The organism is Enterobacter asburiae (genome assembly GCA_011754535.1).
GTDB classification, from domain to species: domain Bacteria; phylum Pseudomonadota; class Gammaproteobacteria; order Enterobacterales; family Enterobacteriaceae; genus Enterobacter; species Enterobacter cloacae_N.
This window is the reverse complement of sequence record JAAQVN010000001.1, coordinates 2,124,993-2,142,543: the sequence shown is the minus strand read 5'-3', so window position 1 is coordinate 2,142,543 and position 17,551 is coordinate 2,124,993. Positions and strand designations below refer to the sequence as shown.

General features: G+C 55.6%; 16 protein-coding genes. 10 read left to right on the top strand and 6 right to left on the bottom strand.

Annotated features, from left to right (window positions below; all coding sequences use genetic code 11):
* Nucleotides 1-154: 154 nt before the first annotated feature.
* The 3 genes from fnr (at nucleotide 155) to uspE (ending at nucleotide 2,296) form a co-directional block, all read left to right on the top strand.
* The gene (gene fnr / locus HBM95_10150) at nucleotides 155-907 is read left to right on the top strand and encodes a fumarate/nitrate reduction transcriptional regulator Fnr (protein ID NIH43291.1); all 753 of its coding nucleotides are present in this window, start codon (nucleotides 155-157) and stop codon (nucleotides 905-907) included.
* Between the two features lie 134 nt (nucleotides 908-1,041).
* Nucleotides 1,042-1,236: a hypothetical protein gene (locus HBM95_10145; GenBank protein ID NIH43290.1), complete on the top strand. Its 195-nt coding sequence runs from the start codon at nucleotides 1,042-1,044 to the stop codon at nucleotides 1,234-1,236.
* Between the two features lie 109 nt (nucleotides 1,237-1,345).
* Nucleotides 1,346-2,296: a universal stress protein UspE gene (gene uspE / locus HBM95_10140; protein ID NIH43289.1), complete on the top strand. Its 951-nt coding sequence runs from the start codon at nucleotides 1,346-1,348 to the stop codon at nucleotides 2,294-2,296.
* A 39-nt stretch (nucleotides 2,297-2,335) separates the two neighbouring features.
* Here uspE and HBM95_10135 read toward each other — a convergent pair whose 3' ends face one another.
* The 3 genes from HBM95_10135 to pntA form a co-directional block, all read right to left on the bottom strand.
* A complete protein-coding gene (locus HBM95_10135) occupies nucleotides 2,336-3,445 on the bottom strand; it encodes a mechanosensitive ion channel family protein (GenBank protein NIH43288.1) in 1,110 nt (369 codons plus the stop codon).
* A 106-nt stretch (nucleotides 3,446-3,551) separates the two neighbouring features.
* Entirely contained in the window at nucleotides 3,552-4,940 is a 1,389-nt protein-coding gene (pntB, locus tag HBM95_10130) for a Re/Si-specific NAD(P)(+) transhydrogenase subunit beta (protein NIH43287.1), read from the bottom strand.
* A gap of 10 nt (nucleotides 4,941-4,950) precedes the next feature.
* The gene (gene pntA, locus HBM95_10125) at nucleotides 4,951-6,480 is read right to left on the bottom strand and encodes a Re/Si-specific NAD(P)(+) transhydrogenase subunit alpha (protein ID NIH43286.1); all 1,530 of its coding nucleotides are present in this window, start codon (nucleotides 6,478-6,480) and stop codon (nucleotides 4,951-4,953) included.
* Nucleotides 6,481-7,015: 535 nt separating this feature from the next.
* Here pntA and HBM95_10120 point away from each other — a divergent pair.
* From HBM95_10120 to folM, 3 genes are all read left to right on the top strand, one after another.
* On the top strand, nucleotides 7,016-7,960 hold the full coding sequence (locus HBM95_10120) for a DUF1471 domain-containing protein (protein ID NIH43285.1): 945 nt from the start codon (nucleotides 7,016-7,018) through the stop codon (nucleotides 7,958-7,960).
* 185 nt (nucleotides 7,961-8,145) lie between these two features.
* Nucleotides 8,146-9,528 (top strand): amino acid permease, encoded by a 1,383-nt coding sequence (locus HBM95_10115; GenBank protein NIH43284.1) that lies wholly within the window; start codon nucleotides 8,146-8,148, stop codon nucleotides 9,526-9,528.
* Between the two features lie 39 nt (nucleotides 9,529-9,567).
* Nucleotides 9,568-10,290, top strand: coding sequence for a dihydromonapterin reductase (folM, locus tag HBM95_10110; GenBank protein ID NIH43283.1), 723 nt, complete (start codon nucleotides 9,568-9,570; stop codon nucleotides 10,288-10,290).
* On the opposite strand, the gene HBM95_10105 is transcribed toward folM, so the two are convergent.
* On the bottom strand, nucleotides 10,287-10,622 hold the full coding sequence (locus HBM95_10105) for a GlpM family protein (protein ID NIH43282.1): 336 nt from the start codon (nucleotides 10,620-10,622) through the stop codon (nucleotides 10,287-10,289). The genes folM and HBM95_10105 overlap by 4 nt on opposite strands.
* 128 nt (nucleotides 10,623-10,750) lie before the next feature.
* On the opposite strand from HBM95_10105, the gene rstA reads away from it, so the two are divergent.
* The 4 genes from rstA to HBM95_10085 all read left to right on the top strand — a co-directional run bounded on the left by rstA (nucleotide 10,751) and on the right by HBM95_10085 (nucleotide 14,331).
* Nucleotides 10,751-11,467, top strand: coding sequence for a two-component system response regulator RstA (rstA, locus tag HBM95_10100; GenBank protein NIH43281.1), 717 nt, complete (start codon nucleotides 10,751-10,753; stop codon nucleotides 11,465-11,467).
* Nucleotides 11,468-11,693: 226 nt separating this feature from the next.
* On the top strand, nucleotides 11,694-11,954 hold the full coding sequence (locus HBM95_10095) for a hypothetical protein (GenBank protein ID NIH43280.1): 261 nt from the start codon (nucleotides 11,694-11,696) through the stop codon (nucleotides 11,952-11,954).
* A gap of 75 nt (nucleotides 11,955-12,029) precedes the next feature.
* Nucleotides 12,030-13,328: a two-component system sensor histidine kinase RstB gene (gene rstB / locus HBM95_10090; GenBank protein ID NIH43279.1), complete on the top strand. Its 1,299-nt coding sequence runs from the start codon at nucleotides 12,030-12,032 to the stop codon at nucleotides 13,326-13,328.
* A gap of 73 nt (nucleotides 13,329-13,401) precedes the next feature.
* Complete coding sequence (locus HBM95_10085) at nucleotides 13,402-14,331, top strand: DNA replication terminus site-binding protein (protein ID NIH43278.1); 930 nt, start codon at nucleotides 13,402-13,404, stop codon at nucleotides 14,329-14,331.
* On the opposite strand, the gene fumC is transcribed toward HBM95_10085, so the two are convergent.
* Together fumC and HBM95_10075 are read right to left on the bottom strand one after the other, a co-directional pair.
* Nucleotides 14,332-15,726, bottom strand: coding sequence for a class II fumarate hydratase (fumC, locus tag HBM95_10080; protein NIH43277.1), 1,395 nt, complete (start codon nucleotides 15,724-15,726; stop codon nucleotides 14,332-14,334). It abuts the gene before it with no gap.
* Between the two features lie 139 nt (nucleotides 15,727-15,865).
* Nucleotides 15,866-17,512, bottom strand: a complete 1,647-nt coding sequence (locus tag HBM95_10075; GenBank protein ID NIH43276.1) for a fumarate hydratase — start codon at nucleotides 17,510-17,512, stop codon at nucleotides 15,866-15,868.
* Nucleotides 17,513-17,551: the final 39 nt, after the last annotated feature.

The following is a 17,551-nucleotide window of genomic DNA, read 5'->3' as shown; positions in this document are numbered from 1 at the left end:
CCGGTTAGGCTAAAAATCCATAATCAAGTTGTGGAATTTCAAGAAGATGGCGACACAATGTCGCCACTTGTCCTTATTGAGGGTTTGTCAGGCTTACGTACTTACCAAAAAGATGTTAAAATTGACCAATATCAATTAAGGCTTGAGCAAACCTATGATCCCGGAAAAGCGAATTATACGACGCATTCAGTCTGGCGGTTGTGCTATCCATTGCCAGGATTGCAGCATCAGCCAGCTCTGTATCCCGTTTACCCTGAATGAGCATGAACTCGATCAGCTTGATAACATCATCGAGCGCAAAAAGCCTATTCAGAAAGGGCAGACGCTGTTTAAAGCGGGAGACGAACTGAAATCGCTCTATGCAATCCGTTCTGGCACCATCAAGAGCTACACCATCACCGAACAGGGTGACGAGCAGATCACCGGCTTCCATCTGGCTGGCGATCTGGTGGGCTTTGATGCCATCGGCACTGGCCACCACCCGAGCTTTGCTCAGGCACTCGAAACCTCGATGGTTTGCGAAATCCCGTTTGAAACCCTGGACGATCTGTCCGGCAAGATGCCTAACCTGCGTCAGCAGATGATGCGTCTGATGAGCGGTGAGATCAAAGGCGATCAGGACATGATCCTGCTGCTTTCCAAAAAGAATGCAGAAGAGCGCCTGGCCGCGTTTATCTATAACCTCTCCCGCCGCTTCGCCGAGCGCGGTTTCTCGCCGCGTGAGTTCCGTCTGACCATGACCCGTGGCGATATCGGTAACTACCTGGGCCTGACCGTGGAAACCATCAGCCGTCTGCTGGGCCGTTTCCAGAAGAGCGGTATGCTGGCCGTTAAGGGTAAATACATCACTATCGAAAACGGTGAAGCGCTGGCCGTTCTTGCCGGGCACGCCCGCAACGTGGCATAACTCTCCGCATGCTGATGACCAGACTGATAAATTCACGTGATTTATTGGTCTGGTATAATCGCCCCCGTTTCAAGACATTTTCACCGTAGCACGTCCCTACACAGCGCCTGAAAGGTTGTCGTTGAGGTTATGAATTGAGAGAAAGTTTGTTTTTCGTTTCAGTCGTGATTGCCTCTGTGACCTTTATCTTCATCTGGATCATGCTTGTCGGCCCAATGAAGGGGGAGGAAAAAACCTACGTTCAGGATTCCACGACCTTTGCGATAGCGGTAATGGTGCTGCTGTTCATTGCGTTTATCGCGGTGACAACCACCGTACTTTTCCTCTGATAAATTTTCATGAATTATTGATCTGGCAAAAGCTCCCCTCTGTTTCATTCAGGATATATAGGTTACTCTTTTAATTACAGACTGTGGTGACAGTAGTAAGGAGACCTGTATGGCAAAGTATCAAAACATGCTGGTGGCTATCGATCCGAATCAGGACGATCAGCCGGCATTACGACGTGCTGTGTATTTACATCAACGGATTGGTGGCAAAATCAAAGCGTTTTTGCCGATCTATGACTTCTCGTATGAGATGACCACCCTTCTGTCGCCTGACGAGCGCACCGCTATGCGTCAGGGCGTCATCAGCCAGCGTACCGCGTGGATCCGTGAACAGGCGAAGTATTACCTGGAAGCGGGTGTGCCTATTGATATTAAAGTGGTCTGGCATAACCGACCTTTTGAAGCCATTATCCAGGAAGTGGTTGCCGGCGGGCACGACCTGCTGCTGAAGATGGCGCACCAGCACGACAAGCTGGAATCCGTGATCTTCACCCCGACCGACTGGCATTTGCTGCGTAAATGCCCTTGCCCGGTCTGGATGGTGAAAGACCAGCCGTGGCCTGAAGGCGGGAAAGCCGTTGTGGCGGTGAACCTTGCGAGCGAAGAGGATTATCACAATTCGCTCAACGAAAAGCTGGTGAAGGAGACCATCCAGCTTGCTGACCAGGTCAACCACACCGAAGTGCATCTGGTGGGTGCCTATCCGGTTACCCCGATCAATATCGCCATCGAGCTGCCGGAATTTGACCCTAGCGTCTATAACGACGCCATCCGCGGCCAGCATCTGCTGGCGATGAAAGCGCTGCGCCAGAAGTTCAGCATCGACGAGAACATGACGCACGTGGAAAAAGGGCTGCCTGAAGAGGTGATCCCGGATTTAGCCGAGCATCTGCAGGCCGGGATTGTGGTCCTGGGAACCATTGGCCGGACCGGTATTTCTGCCGCTTTCCTCGGCAATACTGCCGAACAGGTGATCGACCATCTGCGCTGCGACCTGCTGGTCATTAAGCCGGATGAGTATCAGACGCCGATTGAGCTGGACGACCCGGAAGACGATTAACGTAATTTAAAAGCCCGCCGCTCCGGCGGGCTTTTCTCATCAGCTCTCCATTACCGGCTTCGGCTGTTCACCTGACTCATCCTGCATCCACGGCGCGTGCAATACCATGCTGGGCAGCGCCAGCTTAATCTCCTGGGCGTTCAGCCCTTCAAGAATACGGATATTGATCTCCTGCTGGATGTCCATGTATTTGTTGTAATCCGCGGTATTAACAATATGGACGACTTCAAACGTCAGGCGGTCGCGGTCGAATCCGAGAAAATGGGCGCGATCGAATTTTGTCTCACCGACATCGGTAATGATTTGCCTGACCATATCCCCCACGTAGCGGAGCTTATCGGGCGGCGTGTCGCTGGCAACGCCAAAGGTAAAGACGATGCGGCGCGTCTGCATGCGTTTGTAGTTGTGAAGCGTCTGCTGAAGCAAAATGGCGTTGCCGCAGACGATCTGCTCTCCGCTCAGGCTGCGGATACGGGTCGTTTTCAGGCCAATGTGCTCTACCGTCCCCGCCACGTCGTTGAACACCACGAAATCGCCAATTTCGAACGGTTTATCAAAGCCGATAGAAAGCGAGGCAAACACGTCGCTCAGAATCGTTTGTACGGCAAGGGCAATGGCAATACCCCCTACCCCAAGGCTGGCAACCAGAGCAGTGATGTTGACGCCCGCGTTAGCAAGGATAGACAGCAGCATCACTGACCAGACGATGGCACGGAGAATAAGCCCCGTGATCACCAGCGTAACCGGGTTTTTATGGCTTCCCGGCGCCAGCATGACGTGACGAAGCCACGACACGACCCCCTGATCCATCCACAGCGCTACCTGGATGGCGAAGACCAGGAACCAGGCGTGGCTGACGGTGCCAAAAAGATGATCGGGCAGGTCAACGAAACGCAGGCTGAGGAGCAGTGCCACCACAAACAGCAGGAAGCGGCTGGTGCGGTTAAGCATATCCGTCAGGATAAAACGCATCCGGTTGGTGGCCGGGTGCTTGTCGCCCCAGGTGGTGATGCCTTTCTTAACGAACGCTATCAGGCGCGTCAGCAGCCAGTACACCAGCAGCGTCACAAAGACAACCGTGGCGGCGCCTATCCAGAATGTCGGCGTCATCATCAACGCGATGAAGTCGAAGCGGGACAGAAATTGCATTACACCTCCTCGTATTACACAAAGGGTAAAGTATAGACAGAGGAGAAAAGCTGACCGCAGAAATAAGAAAACCGCCCCGAAGGGCGGTTTGTCAGGAGAAAGCGAATTACAGCGCTTTCAGAATCGCATCCACGCTGGCCTTGGCGTCGCCAAACAGCATGTGAGTGTTCTCTTTGAAGAACAGCGGGTTCTGTACCCCGGCATAGCCGGTGTTCATGGAACGCTTGAAGACAATGACGTTCTGCGCCTTCCACACTTCCAGAACCGGCATCCCGGCGATTGGGCTACCCGGATCGTCCTGTGCAGCAGGGTTAACGGTGTCGTTGGCCCCAATGACCAGCACGGTGTCGGTGTCGGCGAAATCATCGTTGATCTCATCCATTTCCAGCACGATGTCGTAAGGCACTTTCGCTTCCGCCAGCAGCACGTTCATGTGGCCCGGCAGACGGCCCGCCACCGGGTGAATACCAAAGCGAACCTTGATGCCTCGCGCGCGCAGCTTCTCGGTGATTTCCGCCACCGGATACTGCGCCTGCGCCACCGCCATGCCGTAGCCCGGGGTGATGATCACGGAATGCGAGTTTTTCAGCATGTCTGCGGTATCTTCCGCAGAAATTTCACGGTGCTCACCCACTTCTTCATCCGCACTGGAAGAAGACCCATCGGTCCCGAAACCACCGGCGATAACGCTGATGAACGAGCGGTTCATCGCCTTACACATGATGTAAGACAGGATCGCACCGGAAGAACCCACCAGCGCACCGGTGACGATCAGCAGGTCGTTGCTCAGCATAAAGCCCGCAGCCGCCGCTGCCCAACCGGAGTAGGAGTTCAGCATTGAGACAACCACCGGCATATCCGCACCGCCGATGGACGCCACCAGATGCCAGCCGAACGCCAGCGCGATGATGGTCATCACCAGCAACGCCAGCACCTGCAGGCCCACGCTTTCGGTACGCACGAAGACCACCAGCAGCACAAACGACACCACCAGCGCCGCCAGGTTCAGCTTGTGACGGTTAGGCAGCATCAGCGGTTTAGAAGAGATCTTACCGCGCAGCTTGCCGAACGCCACGATAGAACCGGTGAAGGTCACGGCACCGATGAAGATGCCGAGGAACACTTCGGTCAGATGAATGTTGACCAGAATCGGTTCCATGCCCGGTTCGTGATACAGGTAGCTGTTGAAGCCCACCAGCACCGCCGCCAGCCCCACGAAGCTGTGCAGAATCGCCACCAGCTCAGGCATCTCGGTCATTTCAACGCGCTTCGCCAGGCGAATACCAATCGCGCCGCCGATGATCATCGCCACCAGGATCCACGCCACGTTGCCGGTATCCGGCCCGAAGATGGTGGCAATCAGCGCAATCGCCATCCCGGCGATACCAAAGTTATTTCCCTGCTGAGACGTTTCGTGTTTGGAAAGCCCCGCCAGACTGAAAATAAACAGGATTGCAGCAACAATGTATGCGGCTGTGACTAATCCTCCAGACATATGCTACCCCTTAGCCTTTACGAAACATTTTCAGCATGCGCTGAGTCACGGTGAAACCACCGAAAATATTGATACTGGCGATCAGCACCGCGATAAAGCTCAGGAAGCTGATCCAGCCGCCGTGTCCAATCTGCAGTAACGCCCCCACCACGATGATCCCCGAGATGGCGTTAGTGACCGACATCAGCGGCGTATGCAGCGCGTGGGAGACGTTCCACACCACGTAATAACCTACGACGCAGGAGAGTGCGAAGACGGTAAAGTGGCCGAGGAACTCTTTCGGCGCAACGTCAGCCAACCAGCCGAACAGAATGATAACCAGCGCCATGATGGCGTATTTACGCCACGGTGAAGCCGGTTTAGCAGGTTCTTTTGGCTCGGGTGCCGCTTTCTGCGCCGCCTGAGGCTGAGCAGAAACCTGAATAGGCGGCGCAGGCCAGGTAATTTCACCTTCGCGTACCACGGTGACGCCGCGCACCACCACGTCATCAAAATCAACGGTGATGTTGCCGTCTTTCTCTTTGCAAAGCAGCTTCAGCAAGTTAACCAGGTTGGTACCGTACAGCTGGGAAGACTGGGTTGGCAGGCGGCCAGGGAGATCGGTATAGCCGATAACCTTCACGCCGTTAGTAGTCGTGGTCACCTGATTGGCAACGGTATACTCGCAGTTACCGCCGTTTTGCGCCGCCAGGTCGACAATCACGCTGCCTGGCTTCATGGAGTCCACCATCTCGCGGGTGATCAGCTTCGGCGCGGGTTTACCCGGAATAAGCGCGGTGGTAACAATAATGTCGACGTCTTTCGCCTGCGCGGCGAAGAGTTCCATTTCGGCTTTGATAAAGGCTTCTGACATCACCTTCGCATAGCCATCACCGCTGCCCGCTTCTTCCTTAAAGTCCAGCTCAAGGAATTCGGCCCCCATACTCTGAACCTGTTCCTTCACTTCGGGACGGGTGTCGAACGCGCGCACGATAGCGCCCAGGCTGTTTGCCGCACCGATTGCAGCAAGACCCGCCACGCCCGCGCCAATCACCATCACTTTCGCCGGCGGGACTTTCCCCGCCGCGGTGATTTGACCGGTAAAGAAGCGTCCAAATTCGTGAGCAGCTTCAACAATGGCGCGGTAGCCGGCAATGTTTGCCATGGAGCTGAGCGCATCCAGCGACTGCGCGCGCGAAATACGCGGCACGGAGTCCATCGCCATCACGGTCACGCCACGGGCCGCCAGCTTCTCCATCAGTTCAGGATTTTGTGCAGGCCAGACGAAGCTAACCAGCGTTGTTCCCGGATTCAGCAGCGCAATCTCGCTCTCTTCCGGCGCGTTGACTTTCAGAATCACGGGAGACTGCCAGACTTCAGCACCGTCCACCACTTCCGCGCCAGCCTGAATAAAGGCCTCGTCATCGAAACTCGCCAGTTTGCCTGCGCCGCTTTCAACCGCGACGGTAAAACCCAGCTTAAGCAGTTGCTCCACCGTTTTCGGTGTTGCCGCTACGCGGGTTTCATTGGCTAACCGTTCTTTTGGTACCCCAATACGCATAGTTTTCCCTTCCATCGGTTTTTGATGATGGTTTGTCGATAAATGCCCGCGGTTTGTATCAATTTTCGCCAGTATGATAGCGACGAGAAATGAGTACCCCCGCAAAATAAAACAGTAACAAACTGTCTATAACCTACTGAAAATAGCGCTTGTGATCTACCGCCAGAAAACACTATTTCTTACTTTATCTGTGAAAAATAAGCGATCGGCGTCACTGACAGTGATATTTACCTTAAATTCATCGCCAGAACCGATAAATCGCGCAAGCGAAGCGGTAAAAACATGATATAGCGCCATAAGAGAACAAGTTATTAACATTAAATTAACTTGTAAAAGTCATATGCTTTATCAGTTTTGCTTGTCAAACGCCTGTTTTTTCAACATATCACTAAATGTTATCGAATTCGGTAATTCAGTGAGCACAGGCTGTGAAAAATGGCGCAGACAGCGACGGGTTTTAAATGCCATAATCGGGACCGTCTCAAATAAACAACAATACCAGTACATGGTTTGCGCAAGGCGAAGGATTATTTTTATGAAGCTTAAGAACACACTCCTGGCGTCCGCACTTCTCTGTGCGACCGCCCTGTCTGCGAATGCCGCAACAGAGTTAACGCCGGAGCAAGCGGCAGCATTAAAACCTTTTGACCATACGGTCATTGTGGGTCGTTATAATTCTATTGGCGATGCCGTCGCCGCCGCATCAAAAGCCGCTGATAAAAACGGGGCGGCCTCGTTTTACGTTGTTGACCAGTCCGATTACGGCAACAGCGGTAACCAGCGCGTGACCATTGCGCTGTATAAAGATAATGCGCCAAAGGCTGACGCACCGAAAAACCGCGTGATCAACGGTATCGTTGAGCTGCCGAAAGATCAGGCCATTGAGCTGGAACCTTACGACACCGTTACCGTTCAGGGCTTCTATCGCAGCCAGCCTGAAGTGAACGATGCCATCACCAAAGCCGCAAAAGAGAAAGGTGCCTACTCTTTCTATATCGTGCGTCAGGTGGATGCTAACCAGGGTGGCAACCAGCGCATTACCGCATTCATCTACAAAGAAGATGCGAAAAAACGCGTTCTGCAGAGCCCGGATGCCATCCCTGCGGACTCTGAAGCGGGTCGCGCAGCGATAGCCAAAGGCGGCGAAGAAGCGAAGAAAGTTGAAATTCCAGGCGTCGCGACCTCTGCTGCGCCAAGCGCTGAAGTGGGCCGTTTCTTTGAAACACAATCCACGAAAGGTGGCCGCTACTCCGTTACGCTGCCGGACGGCACTAAAATTGAAGAGCTGAACAAAGCCACTGCCGCGCAAATGGTGCCGTTCGACAGCATCAAGTTCACCGGCAACTACGGCAATATGACGGAAGTCTCTTACCAGGTCGCGAAGCGTGCGGCGAAGAAAGGGGCGAAGTATTACCACATCACCCGCCAGTGGCAGGAACGTGGCAACAACGTGACCATCAGCGCCGATCTGTACAAGTAACAAAATCGTTGACGAAAGGCGGCGCAATGCCGCCTTTTTTTGTTACTTTTTTCGAATTTCTGCCACACATCATTGCATGCTTTCGTTACACTCCGTAAAATCCCGCGCCTTAGTGTGATCCACCATTTTTATGCGCCTTAGCGAAATAATTATTCTGGATTGGGACTTTTCATAACAGGAAGCCAATGGAAAAGAAACTTGGCCTGAGTGCTCTGACTGCACTCGTTTTAAGCTCAATGCTGGGTGCGGGCGTATTCAGTTTACCGCAGAACATGGCGGCCGTTGCAAGCCCTGCCGCCTTGCTCATTGGCTGGGGCATTACCGGTGTCGGGATATTGCTGCTGGCATTCGCCATGCTGCTGCTGACCCGCGTTCGCCCGGATCTGGACGGCGGCATTTTCACCTATGCACGTGAAGGTTTTGGCGAGCTGATTGGCTTCTGCTCCGCCTGGGGCTACTGGCTGTGCGCGGTCATCGCTAACGTCTCTTATCTGGTGATTGTCTTCTCGGCGCTCAGTTTCTTTACCGATACCCCTGAGCTGCGCCTGTTTGGCGACGGTAATACCTGGCAGTCTATCGTCGGCGCCTCGGCGCTGCTGTGGATTGTTCACTGGCTGATTTTGCGCGGCGTCCAGACCGCCGCCAGCATCAACCTGGTAGCGACGCTGGCGAAACTGGTGCCGCTTGGCCTGTTCATCGTGCTGGCCTTCATTGCGTTCCGTCTCGACGTGTTTACGCTTGATTTCAGCGGAATTGCGCTTGGCGTTCCGGTCTGGGAACAGGTGAAAAACACGATGCTGATTACACTGTGGGTGTTTATCGGCGTTGAAGGCGCGGTGGTGGTTTCTGCCCGCGCGCGTAATAAACGCGATGTGGGCCGCGCCACGCTGCTGGCCGTCCTGGCGGCGCTGGGCGTGTATCTGCTGGTAACGCTGCTGTCGCTGGGTGTGGTGGCGCGTCCTGAACTGGCCGAAATGCGTAATCCGTCGATGGCAGGCCTGATGGTGAAAATGCTCGGCCCCTGGGGCGACGTGGTGATTGCCGCAGGGCTGATCGTCTCCGTCTGCGGCGCTTACCTGAGCTGGACCATCATGGCGGCTGAAGTGCCGTTCCTGGCCGCGACGCACAAGGCGTTTCCACGCCTGTTTGCCCGACAAAACAAAAATAATGCGCCATCAGCCTCACTCTGGCTGACCAACATCAGCGTTCAGGTCTGCCTGGTGCTGATCTGGCTCACAGGTTCAGACTATAACACCCTGCTGACCATCGCCTCCGAGATGATTCTGGTACCCTATTTCTTAGTGGGTGCGTATTTGTTAAAAATCGCCACGCGTCCGGCGCACTATGTCGTGGGCGTTGGGGCCTGTATTTACGGCCTGTGGTTGTTGTATGCTTCCGGGCCGATGCATCTGCTGCTGTCGGTAGTGCTGTATGCGCCGGGCCTGCTGGTATTTATCTACGCCCGCCGCACGCATCAGCTGGAGAACGCGCTGAAACGCCGTGAAATGGCCTTAATCGGGCTGTTACTGGTTGCTGCCGTACCGGCAACCTGGATGTTAATGGGATAGCACTGTCTTTCCCATTGTTGAACTGTAAAGGAGAATACGATGGGAAATGCACCGCTTCGCCCAATATTGATCACCGGTGGAGGCCGCCGTATCGGCCTCGCCCTCGCCCATCACTTTCTCAACCTTCGCCATCCGGTCATTGTCAGCTACCGTACGGAATACCCGTCGATTGAGGGGTTGCGCAAAGCCGGAGCGGTTTGCATTCAGGCTGATTTTTCCACCGATGAAGGCATCCTGGCCTTTGCGGAGCAGGTGAAATCCACCGCGACGGGGCTGCGCGCTGTGATCCATAACGCCAGCGCCTGGTGTGCCGAGAAGCCCGGCACGTCCCTCAGCGATACGCTATCTGCCATGCTGCAGATCCACGTCAACGCCCCTTATCTGCTTAACCACGCCCTGCAGGATCTGCTGCGCGGTCACGGCCATGCTGCGGGTGACATTATCCACTTCACCGATTATGTGGTTGAGCGCGGCAGCGACAAGCACATCGCTTATGCGGCCAGTAAAGCCGCGCTGGACAACATGACGCGCTCCTTTGCCCGCAAGCTTGCGCCCGAGGTGAAGGTGAACGCCATCGCCCCGGCGATGATTTTGTTTAACGAAAACGATGATGCGGAGTACCGCCAGCAGGCGCTGAATAAGTCGCTGATGAAAATTGCCCCAGGCGAGAAAGAGGTGATCGACCTTGTGGATTACCTCCTCACCAGCTGCTATGTCACCGGCAGAACCTTTGCCGTGGACGGTGGACGCCCGCTGCGCTAGTGAAAGCGGCCCCAGAAGAATATTAACACCCAGGCGCTGAGTGCCCAGCAGATCACCGCCCCGCCCAGCGCCAGGGGAAGCCGCAGAAAACCGGTGAAATACCACAGCGAAAGCAGGTAGAGAAAATACGGGATGATCGACCACATGCCAAACACAATGGTCGTACGTAACGCCTCCGTGCCCCGTTCAGAAGCCACAATATAGTGGGCAATCAGCGCGAAGGTCGGGAACAGCGGGATCAGCCCGGCAATATAGTAGTTTTTGGTTTTTGCCAGAATGCCAATCATTAACACCACCAGCGCCCCCAGCGCGGCTTTGATCACCAGCCCCATATTTTTCCCTATAAAAATCAAGTAGCAATAGACGTCAGAATAACGGAAGCGGCGTTAATTTTGAAAGATTAATGGAAGGTTAAGGTTCCGCGGTGTATGTTGGCTTTTTTCACGAAAACAGACGTTGTATGAATAAGATTGTTTATGTTGAAGACGAACCCGAAGTCGGGCAATTGATCGCCGCCTATCTGGGTAAACATGATATGGACGTCATTGTTGAGCCTCGCGGCGATCGTGCCGAAGAGGTGGTCGTCCGTGAAAATCCGGATTTAGTGCTGCTGGACATCATGCTGCCAGGCAAAGACGGCATGACGCTCTGCCGTGACCTGCGCGCGCGCTGGGACGGCCCTATCGTTCTGCTCACCTCACTGGACAGCGATATGAACCATATTCTGTCGCTGGAGATGGGCGCCAATGATTACATTCTGAAAACCACACCGCCTGCCGTCCTGCTGGCCCGCCTGCGCCTGCATTTGCGCCAGCACGCCAGTATCGAACGCGAAGCGCCCGCACCGTCTCTGACGCCTCACAAAGCGATGCGCTTCGGTACGCTGTCTATTGACCCGGTTAACCGCCAGGTCCTGCTTTCCGGTGAGCTTATCGCCCTCTCCACCGCAGACTTTGACCTGCTGTGGGAGCTGGCAACGCATGCCGGGCAAATCATGGACCGCGACGCGCTGCTGAAAAACCTCCGTGGCGTGAGCTATGACGGAATGGATCGCAGCGTTGACGTGGCGATTTCGCGTCTGCGCAAAAAATTGCAGGATAACGCCACCGAGCCCTACCGCATTAAAACCGTGCGTAATAAGGGTTATCTGTTTGCCCCGCACGCCTGGGAAACCTGATAAACGATAACGTGCGCGAAATGAAGGCATTACCCGTCGATGTCCCCTCTTTCGCGCGTTAATTTGCCCGTTTGCGCAACAATTAACTTGATAAGCCCGCGAACTAATCCATAATTAACATTCCTACAATCTTTTCTTAAAGCCTCACCGGGCCGGCTATAACCCCACATCTTTTCAGCACATTTCTCCCATAAAATCTTGAAATGAGGATTTAAGCCCATGAAATATGTATAGCTACCACGAAGTCGAAGCCATCAAAACCAATCTTGAATGGATTGTTAATCAGGCTGCGCTTAGCCATTCCTCCCCCTCACGCGCCGATCAAAAAGCGCTCATTGATCTCCTTGAACTCATCCAGTTTTACGAAATTCTTCTGGATTTAATTAACGAATTTGGGACCGCCGTGATTGATCCGCACATTTCGGAAGGCCTGGCCGTAACGGAAACACTCATCGCCAGGTTAAAAAACAGCGCGAAAGCCATGTAACACGCTTCACAGACATGAAAATATCGACGGGTTTTCATGTATATTCTGCACAAAGCGTTTTTTCGGTGAGATCCAATGAAAAAGCTGTTTGTGCAGTTTTATCTTTTGCTGTTTGTCTGCTTCCTGGTGATGACCATGCTGGTCGGGCTGGTCTATAAGTTCACCGCCGAACGTGCGGGCAGGCAGTCGCTGGACGATCTGATGAAAAGCTCGCTGTATCTGATGCGCAGCGAGCTGAGAGAGATCCCGCCGCACGACTGGGCAAAAACCCTCAAAGAGCTCGATCTGAACCTGTCGTTTGATTTACGCATCGAGCCGTTAAAAGATTTCGATTTGGATCCACCCGCGATGCAGCGCCTGCGCGACGGGGATATCGTCGCGCTGGATGAGAAATACACCTTTATCCAGCGCATCCCGCGCAGCCATTACGTGCTGGCCGTCGGGCCGGTGCCCTATCTCTATTATCTGCACCAGATGCGTCTGCTGGATATGGCGCTGATGGCCTTTATCGCCATTTCACTCGCGTTTCCGGTCTTTATCTGGATGCGCCCCCACTGGCAGGACATGCTGAAGCTGGAGTCCGCCGCGCAGCGTTTTGGCGAGGGGCATTTTACCGAGCGCATTCACTTCGACAGCGGTTCCAGCTTTGAGCGTCTTGGCGTGGCCTTTAACCAGATGGCTGATAACATCAATGCCCTGATCGCCAGTAAAAAGCAGCTGATCGACGGAATTGCGCACGAGCTGCGCACGCCGCTGGTTCGCCTGCGCTACCGTCTGGAGATGAGCGAAAATCTGACGGAAGCAGAGTCTCAGGCCCTGAACCGCGACATTGGCCAGCTTGAAGCGCTGATTGAGGAGTTGCTGACCTACGCGCGTCTCGATCGTCCGCAGAACGAGCTGAACCTCAGCACGCCGGACCTGCCCGCCTGGCTGCAAACCCACATTGATGATGTTCAGAGCGTAAACCCGCAGCGCACGCTGTTGACGCGCGTCACGCCGGGTGATTACGGCGCGCTCGATATGCGCCTGATGGAGCGCGTGCTGGACAACCTGATGAACAACGCCATGCGCTACAGCGAGAGTACGCTCCAGATTGGCCTGGATTTGCAGGGCAACCGGGCCAGCCTGACGGTGGAGGACGACGGACCGGGAATTGCCCCGGAAGCGCGAGAAACCGTGTTTGAACCGTTTGTCCGCCTCGACCCCAGCCGCGATCGCGCCACCGGTGGATGCGGCCTGGGGCTGGCAATTGTTTACTCAATCGCGCAGGCGATGGGGGGCACGGTGCATTGCGAGGAGAGCGAGCTCGGCGGCGCGCGCTTCTGTTTTAGCTGGCCGGTGTACCATAACATCGCCCTTCCCGTTCCTGCCTGACCTCACCCGCACGCTGGCCTGACCCGGCGTGCTGTGCTATATGATAAGTATGTTGTAACTAATGAGGGTGTTTATGGCAACTTACGATCTCATCGAACGGCTGAACAGCACGTTTCGGGAAATAGAACATGAACTACTGACCCTGACCGAGCGCTTGCAGGCCTGCCGTCTGCTGGCCGCGCGCGTCTTTACCCTGCCCGATGTGGCTAAAGGGGCCGAGCACGATCCGCTGGATGCCATCGAGGTCGAACAGCACATCGGCAATGCCGCTCTTGAACGGGCGCTGAAGCACTATCGTCGCCTGTTTATCCAACAGCAGTCAGAAAACCGCAGCAGTAAGGCCGCCGTGCGCCTGCCGGGCGTCATCAGTCTGCAAACCGATGCGACAACGCGTGAAGCGCTGGAAAGCCAGATTGCGCATATCAACACCCTGAAAGCGGCCTTTGAAAAGATCATCACCGAAGAGTCCGGCCTCGCGCCTGCCGCGCGGTTTGAGTGGGTGCACCGCCAGCTTCCGGGGCTGATTACTCTGAATGCCTACCGAACCCTGACGGTACTGCGTCACCCCGCCACGCTGCGCTTCGGCTGGGCGAATAAACACATCATCAAAAACTTCACCCGGGATGAGATTCTGGCGCAGCTGGAAAAAAGCCTGAAGACGCCGCGCACCGTCGCGCCGTGGTCGCGTGAACAGTGGATTGAGCGCCTGGAGCAGGAGTACCACAGCATCGCCTCGCTTCCGGCGGATACGCGCCTCAAGATAAAGCGGCCGGTGAAGGTGCAGCCTATCGCCCGAGTCTGGTATTCTGGTCAGCAAAAGCAGGTGCAGTATGCCTGCCCGACGCCGCTGATTGCGCTTTACGATGCCGACCAGGGCGCGGTGGTGCCCGATATTGGGGAACTGCTGAATTACGATGCTGAAAATGTTCAGCACCGTTACAGACCTCAGGCGCAGCCGCTACAGCTGATTATTCCGCGGCTGCACCTGTACGTGGCGGGATGATTATTTCAGGCTGCCGACCATCGCTTCCGGACGAACCCAGGCGTCAAACTCCGCCTCCGTGAGATAGCCCAGCGCCAGGGCGGAGGCTTTCAGCGTCAGCCCCTCTTTATGCGCTTTTTTAGCGATCTCCGCGGCTTTGTCATAGCCGATATGGGTATTGAGTGCGGTCACCAGCATCAGGGATTCATTGAGCAACTGGCTGATACGTTCGCGGTTGGGCTCAATCCCTACCGCACAGTGTTCGTTAAAGCTCTCCATCCCGTCTGCCAGCAGACGAACAGATTGCAGCACGTTGTGGATCACCATCGGGCGATAGACATTCAGCTCAAAGTTGCCGGACGCTCCGCCCATGTTGACGGCCACGTCATTGCCCATCACCTGACAACAGAGCATAGTCATGGCTTCGCACTGGGTCGGGTTCACTTTACCCGGCATGATAGAGCTGCCCGGCTCGTTTTCCGGGATGCTGATTTCGCCGATGCCGCAGCGCGGACCGGAAGCCAGCCAGCGCACGTCGTTGGCAATTTTCATCAGCGAGGCCGCCAGCCCCTTCAGCGCGCCGTGGGTATGGACCAGCGCATCGCAGGTCGCCAGCGCTTCGAACTTGTTGGGCGCCGTGACGAACGGCTGTCCGGTAATGCTTGCCAGCTCTTCCGCCACGCGTACCGCGTATTCGGGGTGGGTATTTAACCCGGTACCGACCGCCGTCCCGCCGAGCGCCAGCTCCGCCAGGTGCGGCAGGCTGTTCTCGATATGCTTCAGATTGTGCTCCAGCATCGCCACCCAGCCGGAAATCTCCTGGCCGAGGGTCAGCGGCGTGGCGTCCTGCAGGTGCGTACGGCCAATTTTGACGATGTCGCGGAAGGCCTGCGCTTTCTCGTTAAGCGTGGATTTCAGCACGTTGAGCTGCGGGATCAGCTGCTCGCGAATGGCAATTACCGCCGCCACGTGCATCGCCGTCGGGAAGACGTCGTTAGAGCTCTGGCTTTTGTTGACGTCATCGTTCGGGTGGACCTTACGCTCCATGCCGCGCACGCCGCCAAGCAGCTCGCTGGCCCGGTTCGCCAGCACTTCGTTCATGTTCATGTTGCTCTGGGTGCCGGAACCGGTCTGCCAGATAGCGAGGGGGAATTCGTCGGGATGCTTGCCCGCCAGCACTTCGTCGGCGGCGTTGATGATAGCGGTGGCTTTATCGGCGTCCAGCAGGCCCAAATCCTGGTTCACCTTCGCGGCGGCGCGTTTGGTGAGCGCCAGCGCCTGAATCAGCGAGACGGGCATTTTTTCAGTCGAGATACGGAAATGCTCCAGCGAACGCTGGGTTTGCGCGCCCCAAAGCTTGTCGGCCGGAACCGCGATTGCGCCCATAGAATCTTTCTCATGGCGTACCGTTGTCATTACTTTCTCCTTGATAACAAAAGAGGGATTGCTCACATGCTTAAGGGATAAGTATTGATGACTTCTGGGAAACGATATGGCGCTTTGTGCGCTCTTTTTGATGCCGGGTGGCGGCTGCGCCACCCGGCAATTTACAGAATTACTTCACGCACGCCGAACACTGGGACGACTGGATCTGTTTGAAGAAGTCGTTACCTTTGTCATCCACGAGGATAAACGCCGGGAAGTCTTCCACTTCAATTTTCCAGATCGCTTCCATACCCAGTTCCGGGTATTCCACGCACTCCAGGCTCTTGATGCTGCCCTGCGCGAGCACCGCCGCCGGGCCGCCGATACTGCCGAGGTAGAAGCCGCCGTGCTTGTGGCAGGCGTCCGTCACCTGCTGGCTGCGGTTGCCTTTCGCCAGCATGATCATGCTGCCGCCGTTGGCCTGCAGCTGGTCAACGTACGAGTCCATACGCCCTGCCGTGGTCGGGCCTAACGAGCCAGAGGCGTAGCCTTCAGGCGTTTTCGCCGGGCCCGCGTAGTAGATCGGGTGATCTTTAATGTACTGCGGCAGCCCTTCACCGTTGTCCAGACGCTCTTTGAGCTTCGCATGCGCGATGTCGCGGCCCACGATAATCGTGCCGTTCAGGGAGAGGCGGGTCGAGACCGGGTACTGCGAAAGCTGCGCCAGAATCTCTTTCATCGGACGGTTCAGGTCAACGCGAACCGCTTCACCCTCACCCGCTTTACGCAGCTCTTCCGGGATGTATTTGCCCGGGTTATTTTCCAGTTTTTCGATCCACACGCCTTCGCGGTTGATCTTGGCCTTGATGTTGCGATCTGCAGAACAGGAGACGCCCATCCCGACCGGACAGGATGCGCCGTGACGCGGCAAACGGATCACGCGTACGTCGTGGGCAAAGTATTTGCCGCCAAACTGCGCGCCGAGGCCCAGATTACGCGCCTCTTCCAGCAGCTCCTGCTCAAGCTGCACGTCACGGAATGCCTGGCCGTGCTCGTTACCTTCGGTAGGCAGGCCGTCATAGTATTTGGTTGAGGCCAGCTTGACGGTTTTCAGCGTGCTTTCCGCCGAGGTACCGCCGATCACGAAGGCAATATGGTACGGCGGACACGCCGCGGTGCCGAGGGTGCGCATCTTCTCAACCAGGTAGTTCCTCAGCTTGCCCGGGGTGAGCAGCGCTTTGGTTTCCTGGTAGAGATAGGTTTTGTTGGCTGAACCGCCGCCTTTGGCGATACAGAGAAATTTGTACTCGTCACCGTCGACGCTGTAGAGATCGATCTGCGCGGGCAGGTTGGTGCCGGTGTTGACCTCTTTGTACATATCCAGCGCCGCGTTTTGCGAATAGCGCAGGTTGTCTTCGGTGTAGGTGTTGTAGACGCCATGCGCCAGCGCCGCTTCATCACCGCCGCCGGTCCAGACGCGCTGGCCTTTTTTACCGACGATGATCGCCGTGCCGGTGTCCTGGCAGGTTGGCAGAATGCCTTTCGCCGCGATGTCTGAGTTACGAAGGAACTGCAGGGCAACGTATTTATCGTTCTCGCTGGCCTGCGGGTCGCTCAGGATATCGGCAACCTGCTGCTGATGCGCGGGGCGGAGCATAAACGAGGCGTCGTGGAAAGCATGCTGCGCCAGCAGCGTCAGCGCCTGCGGATCCACCTTGAGGATCTCTTGTCCTTCAAACTCAGAGACGGAGACGTGATCGCGGGTTAACAGGTAATACTCGGTCTGATCCTTGCTGAGGGGGAAAGGATCCTGATAATGGAAGGGTTTATTCGACATTGTTCTCTCACTTACTGCTTCGGTCTGTTTATTCAGGGC

Coding starts and splice junctions, on each gene's coding strand:
- HBM95_10085 (NIH43278.1), top strand. CDS start 13,402: ATGGCAACTTACGATCTCATCGAACGGCTGAACAGCACGTTTCGGGAA.
- HBM95_10095 (NIH43280.1), top strand. CDS start 11,694: ATGTATAGCTACCACGAAGTCGAAGCCATCAAAACCAATCTTGAATGG.
- HBM95_10105 (NIH43282.1), bottom strand. CDS start 10,622: ATGGGGCTGGTGATCAAAGCCGCGCTGGGGGCGCTGGTGGTGTTAATG.
- uspE (NIH43289.1), top strand. CDS start 1,346: ATGGCAAAGTATCAAAACATGCTGGTGGCTATCGATCCGAATCAGGAC.
- fnr (NIH43291.1), top strand. CDS start 155: ATGATCCCGGAAAAGCGAATTATACGACGCATTCAGTCTGGCGGTTGT.
- rstA (NIH43281.1), top strand. CDS start 10,751: ATGAATAAGATTGTTTATGTTGAAGACGAACCCGAAGTCGGGCAATTG.
- fumC (NIH43277.1), bottom strand. CDS start 15,726: ATGACAACGGTACGCCATGAGAAAGATTCTATGGGCGCAATCGCGGTT.
- folM (NIH43283.1), top strand. CDS start 9,568: ATGGGAAATGCACCGCTTCGCCCAATATTGATCACCGGTGGAGGCCGC.
- pntA (NIH43286.1), bottom strand. CDS start 6,480: ATGCGTATTGGGGTACCAAAAGAACGGTTAGCCAATGAAACCCGCGTA.
- pntB (NIH43287.1), bottom strand. CDS start 4,940: ATGTCTGGAGGATTAGTCACAGCCGCATACATTGTTGCTGCAATCCTG.
- HBM95_10120 (NIH43285.1), top strand. CDS start 7,016: ATGAAGCTTAAGAACACACTCCTGGCGTCCGCACTTCTCTGTGCGACC.
- HBM95_10115 (NIH43284.1), top strand. CDS start 8,146: ATGGAAAAGAAACTTGGCCTGAGTGCTCTGACTGCACTCGTTTTAAGC.
- HBM95_10135 (NIH43288.1), bottom strand. CDS start 3,445: ATGCAATTTCTGTCCCGCTTCGACTTCATCGCGTTGATGATGACGCCG.
- HBM95_10075 (NIH43276.1), bottom strand. CDS start 17,512: ATGTCGAATAAACCCTTCCATTATCAGGATCCTTTCCCCCTCAGCAAG.
- rstB (NIH43279.1), top strand. CDS start 12,030: ATGAAAAAGCTGTTTGTGCAGTTTTATCTTTTGCTGTTTGTCTGCTTC.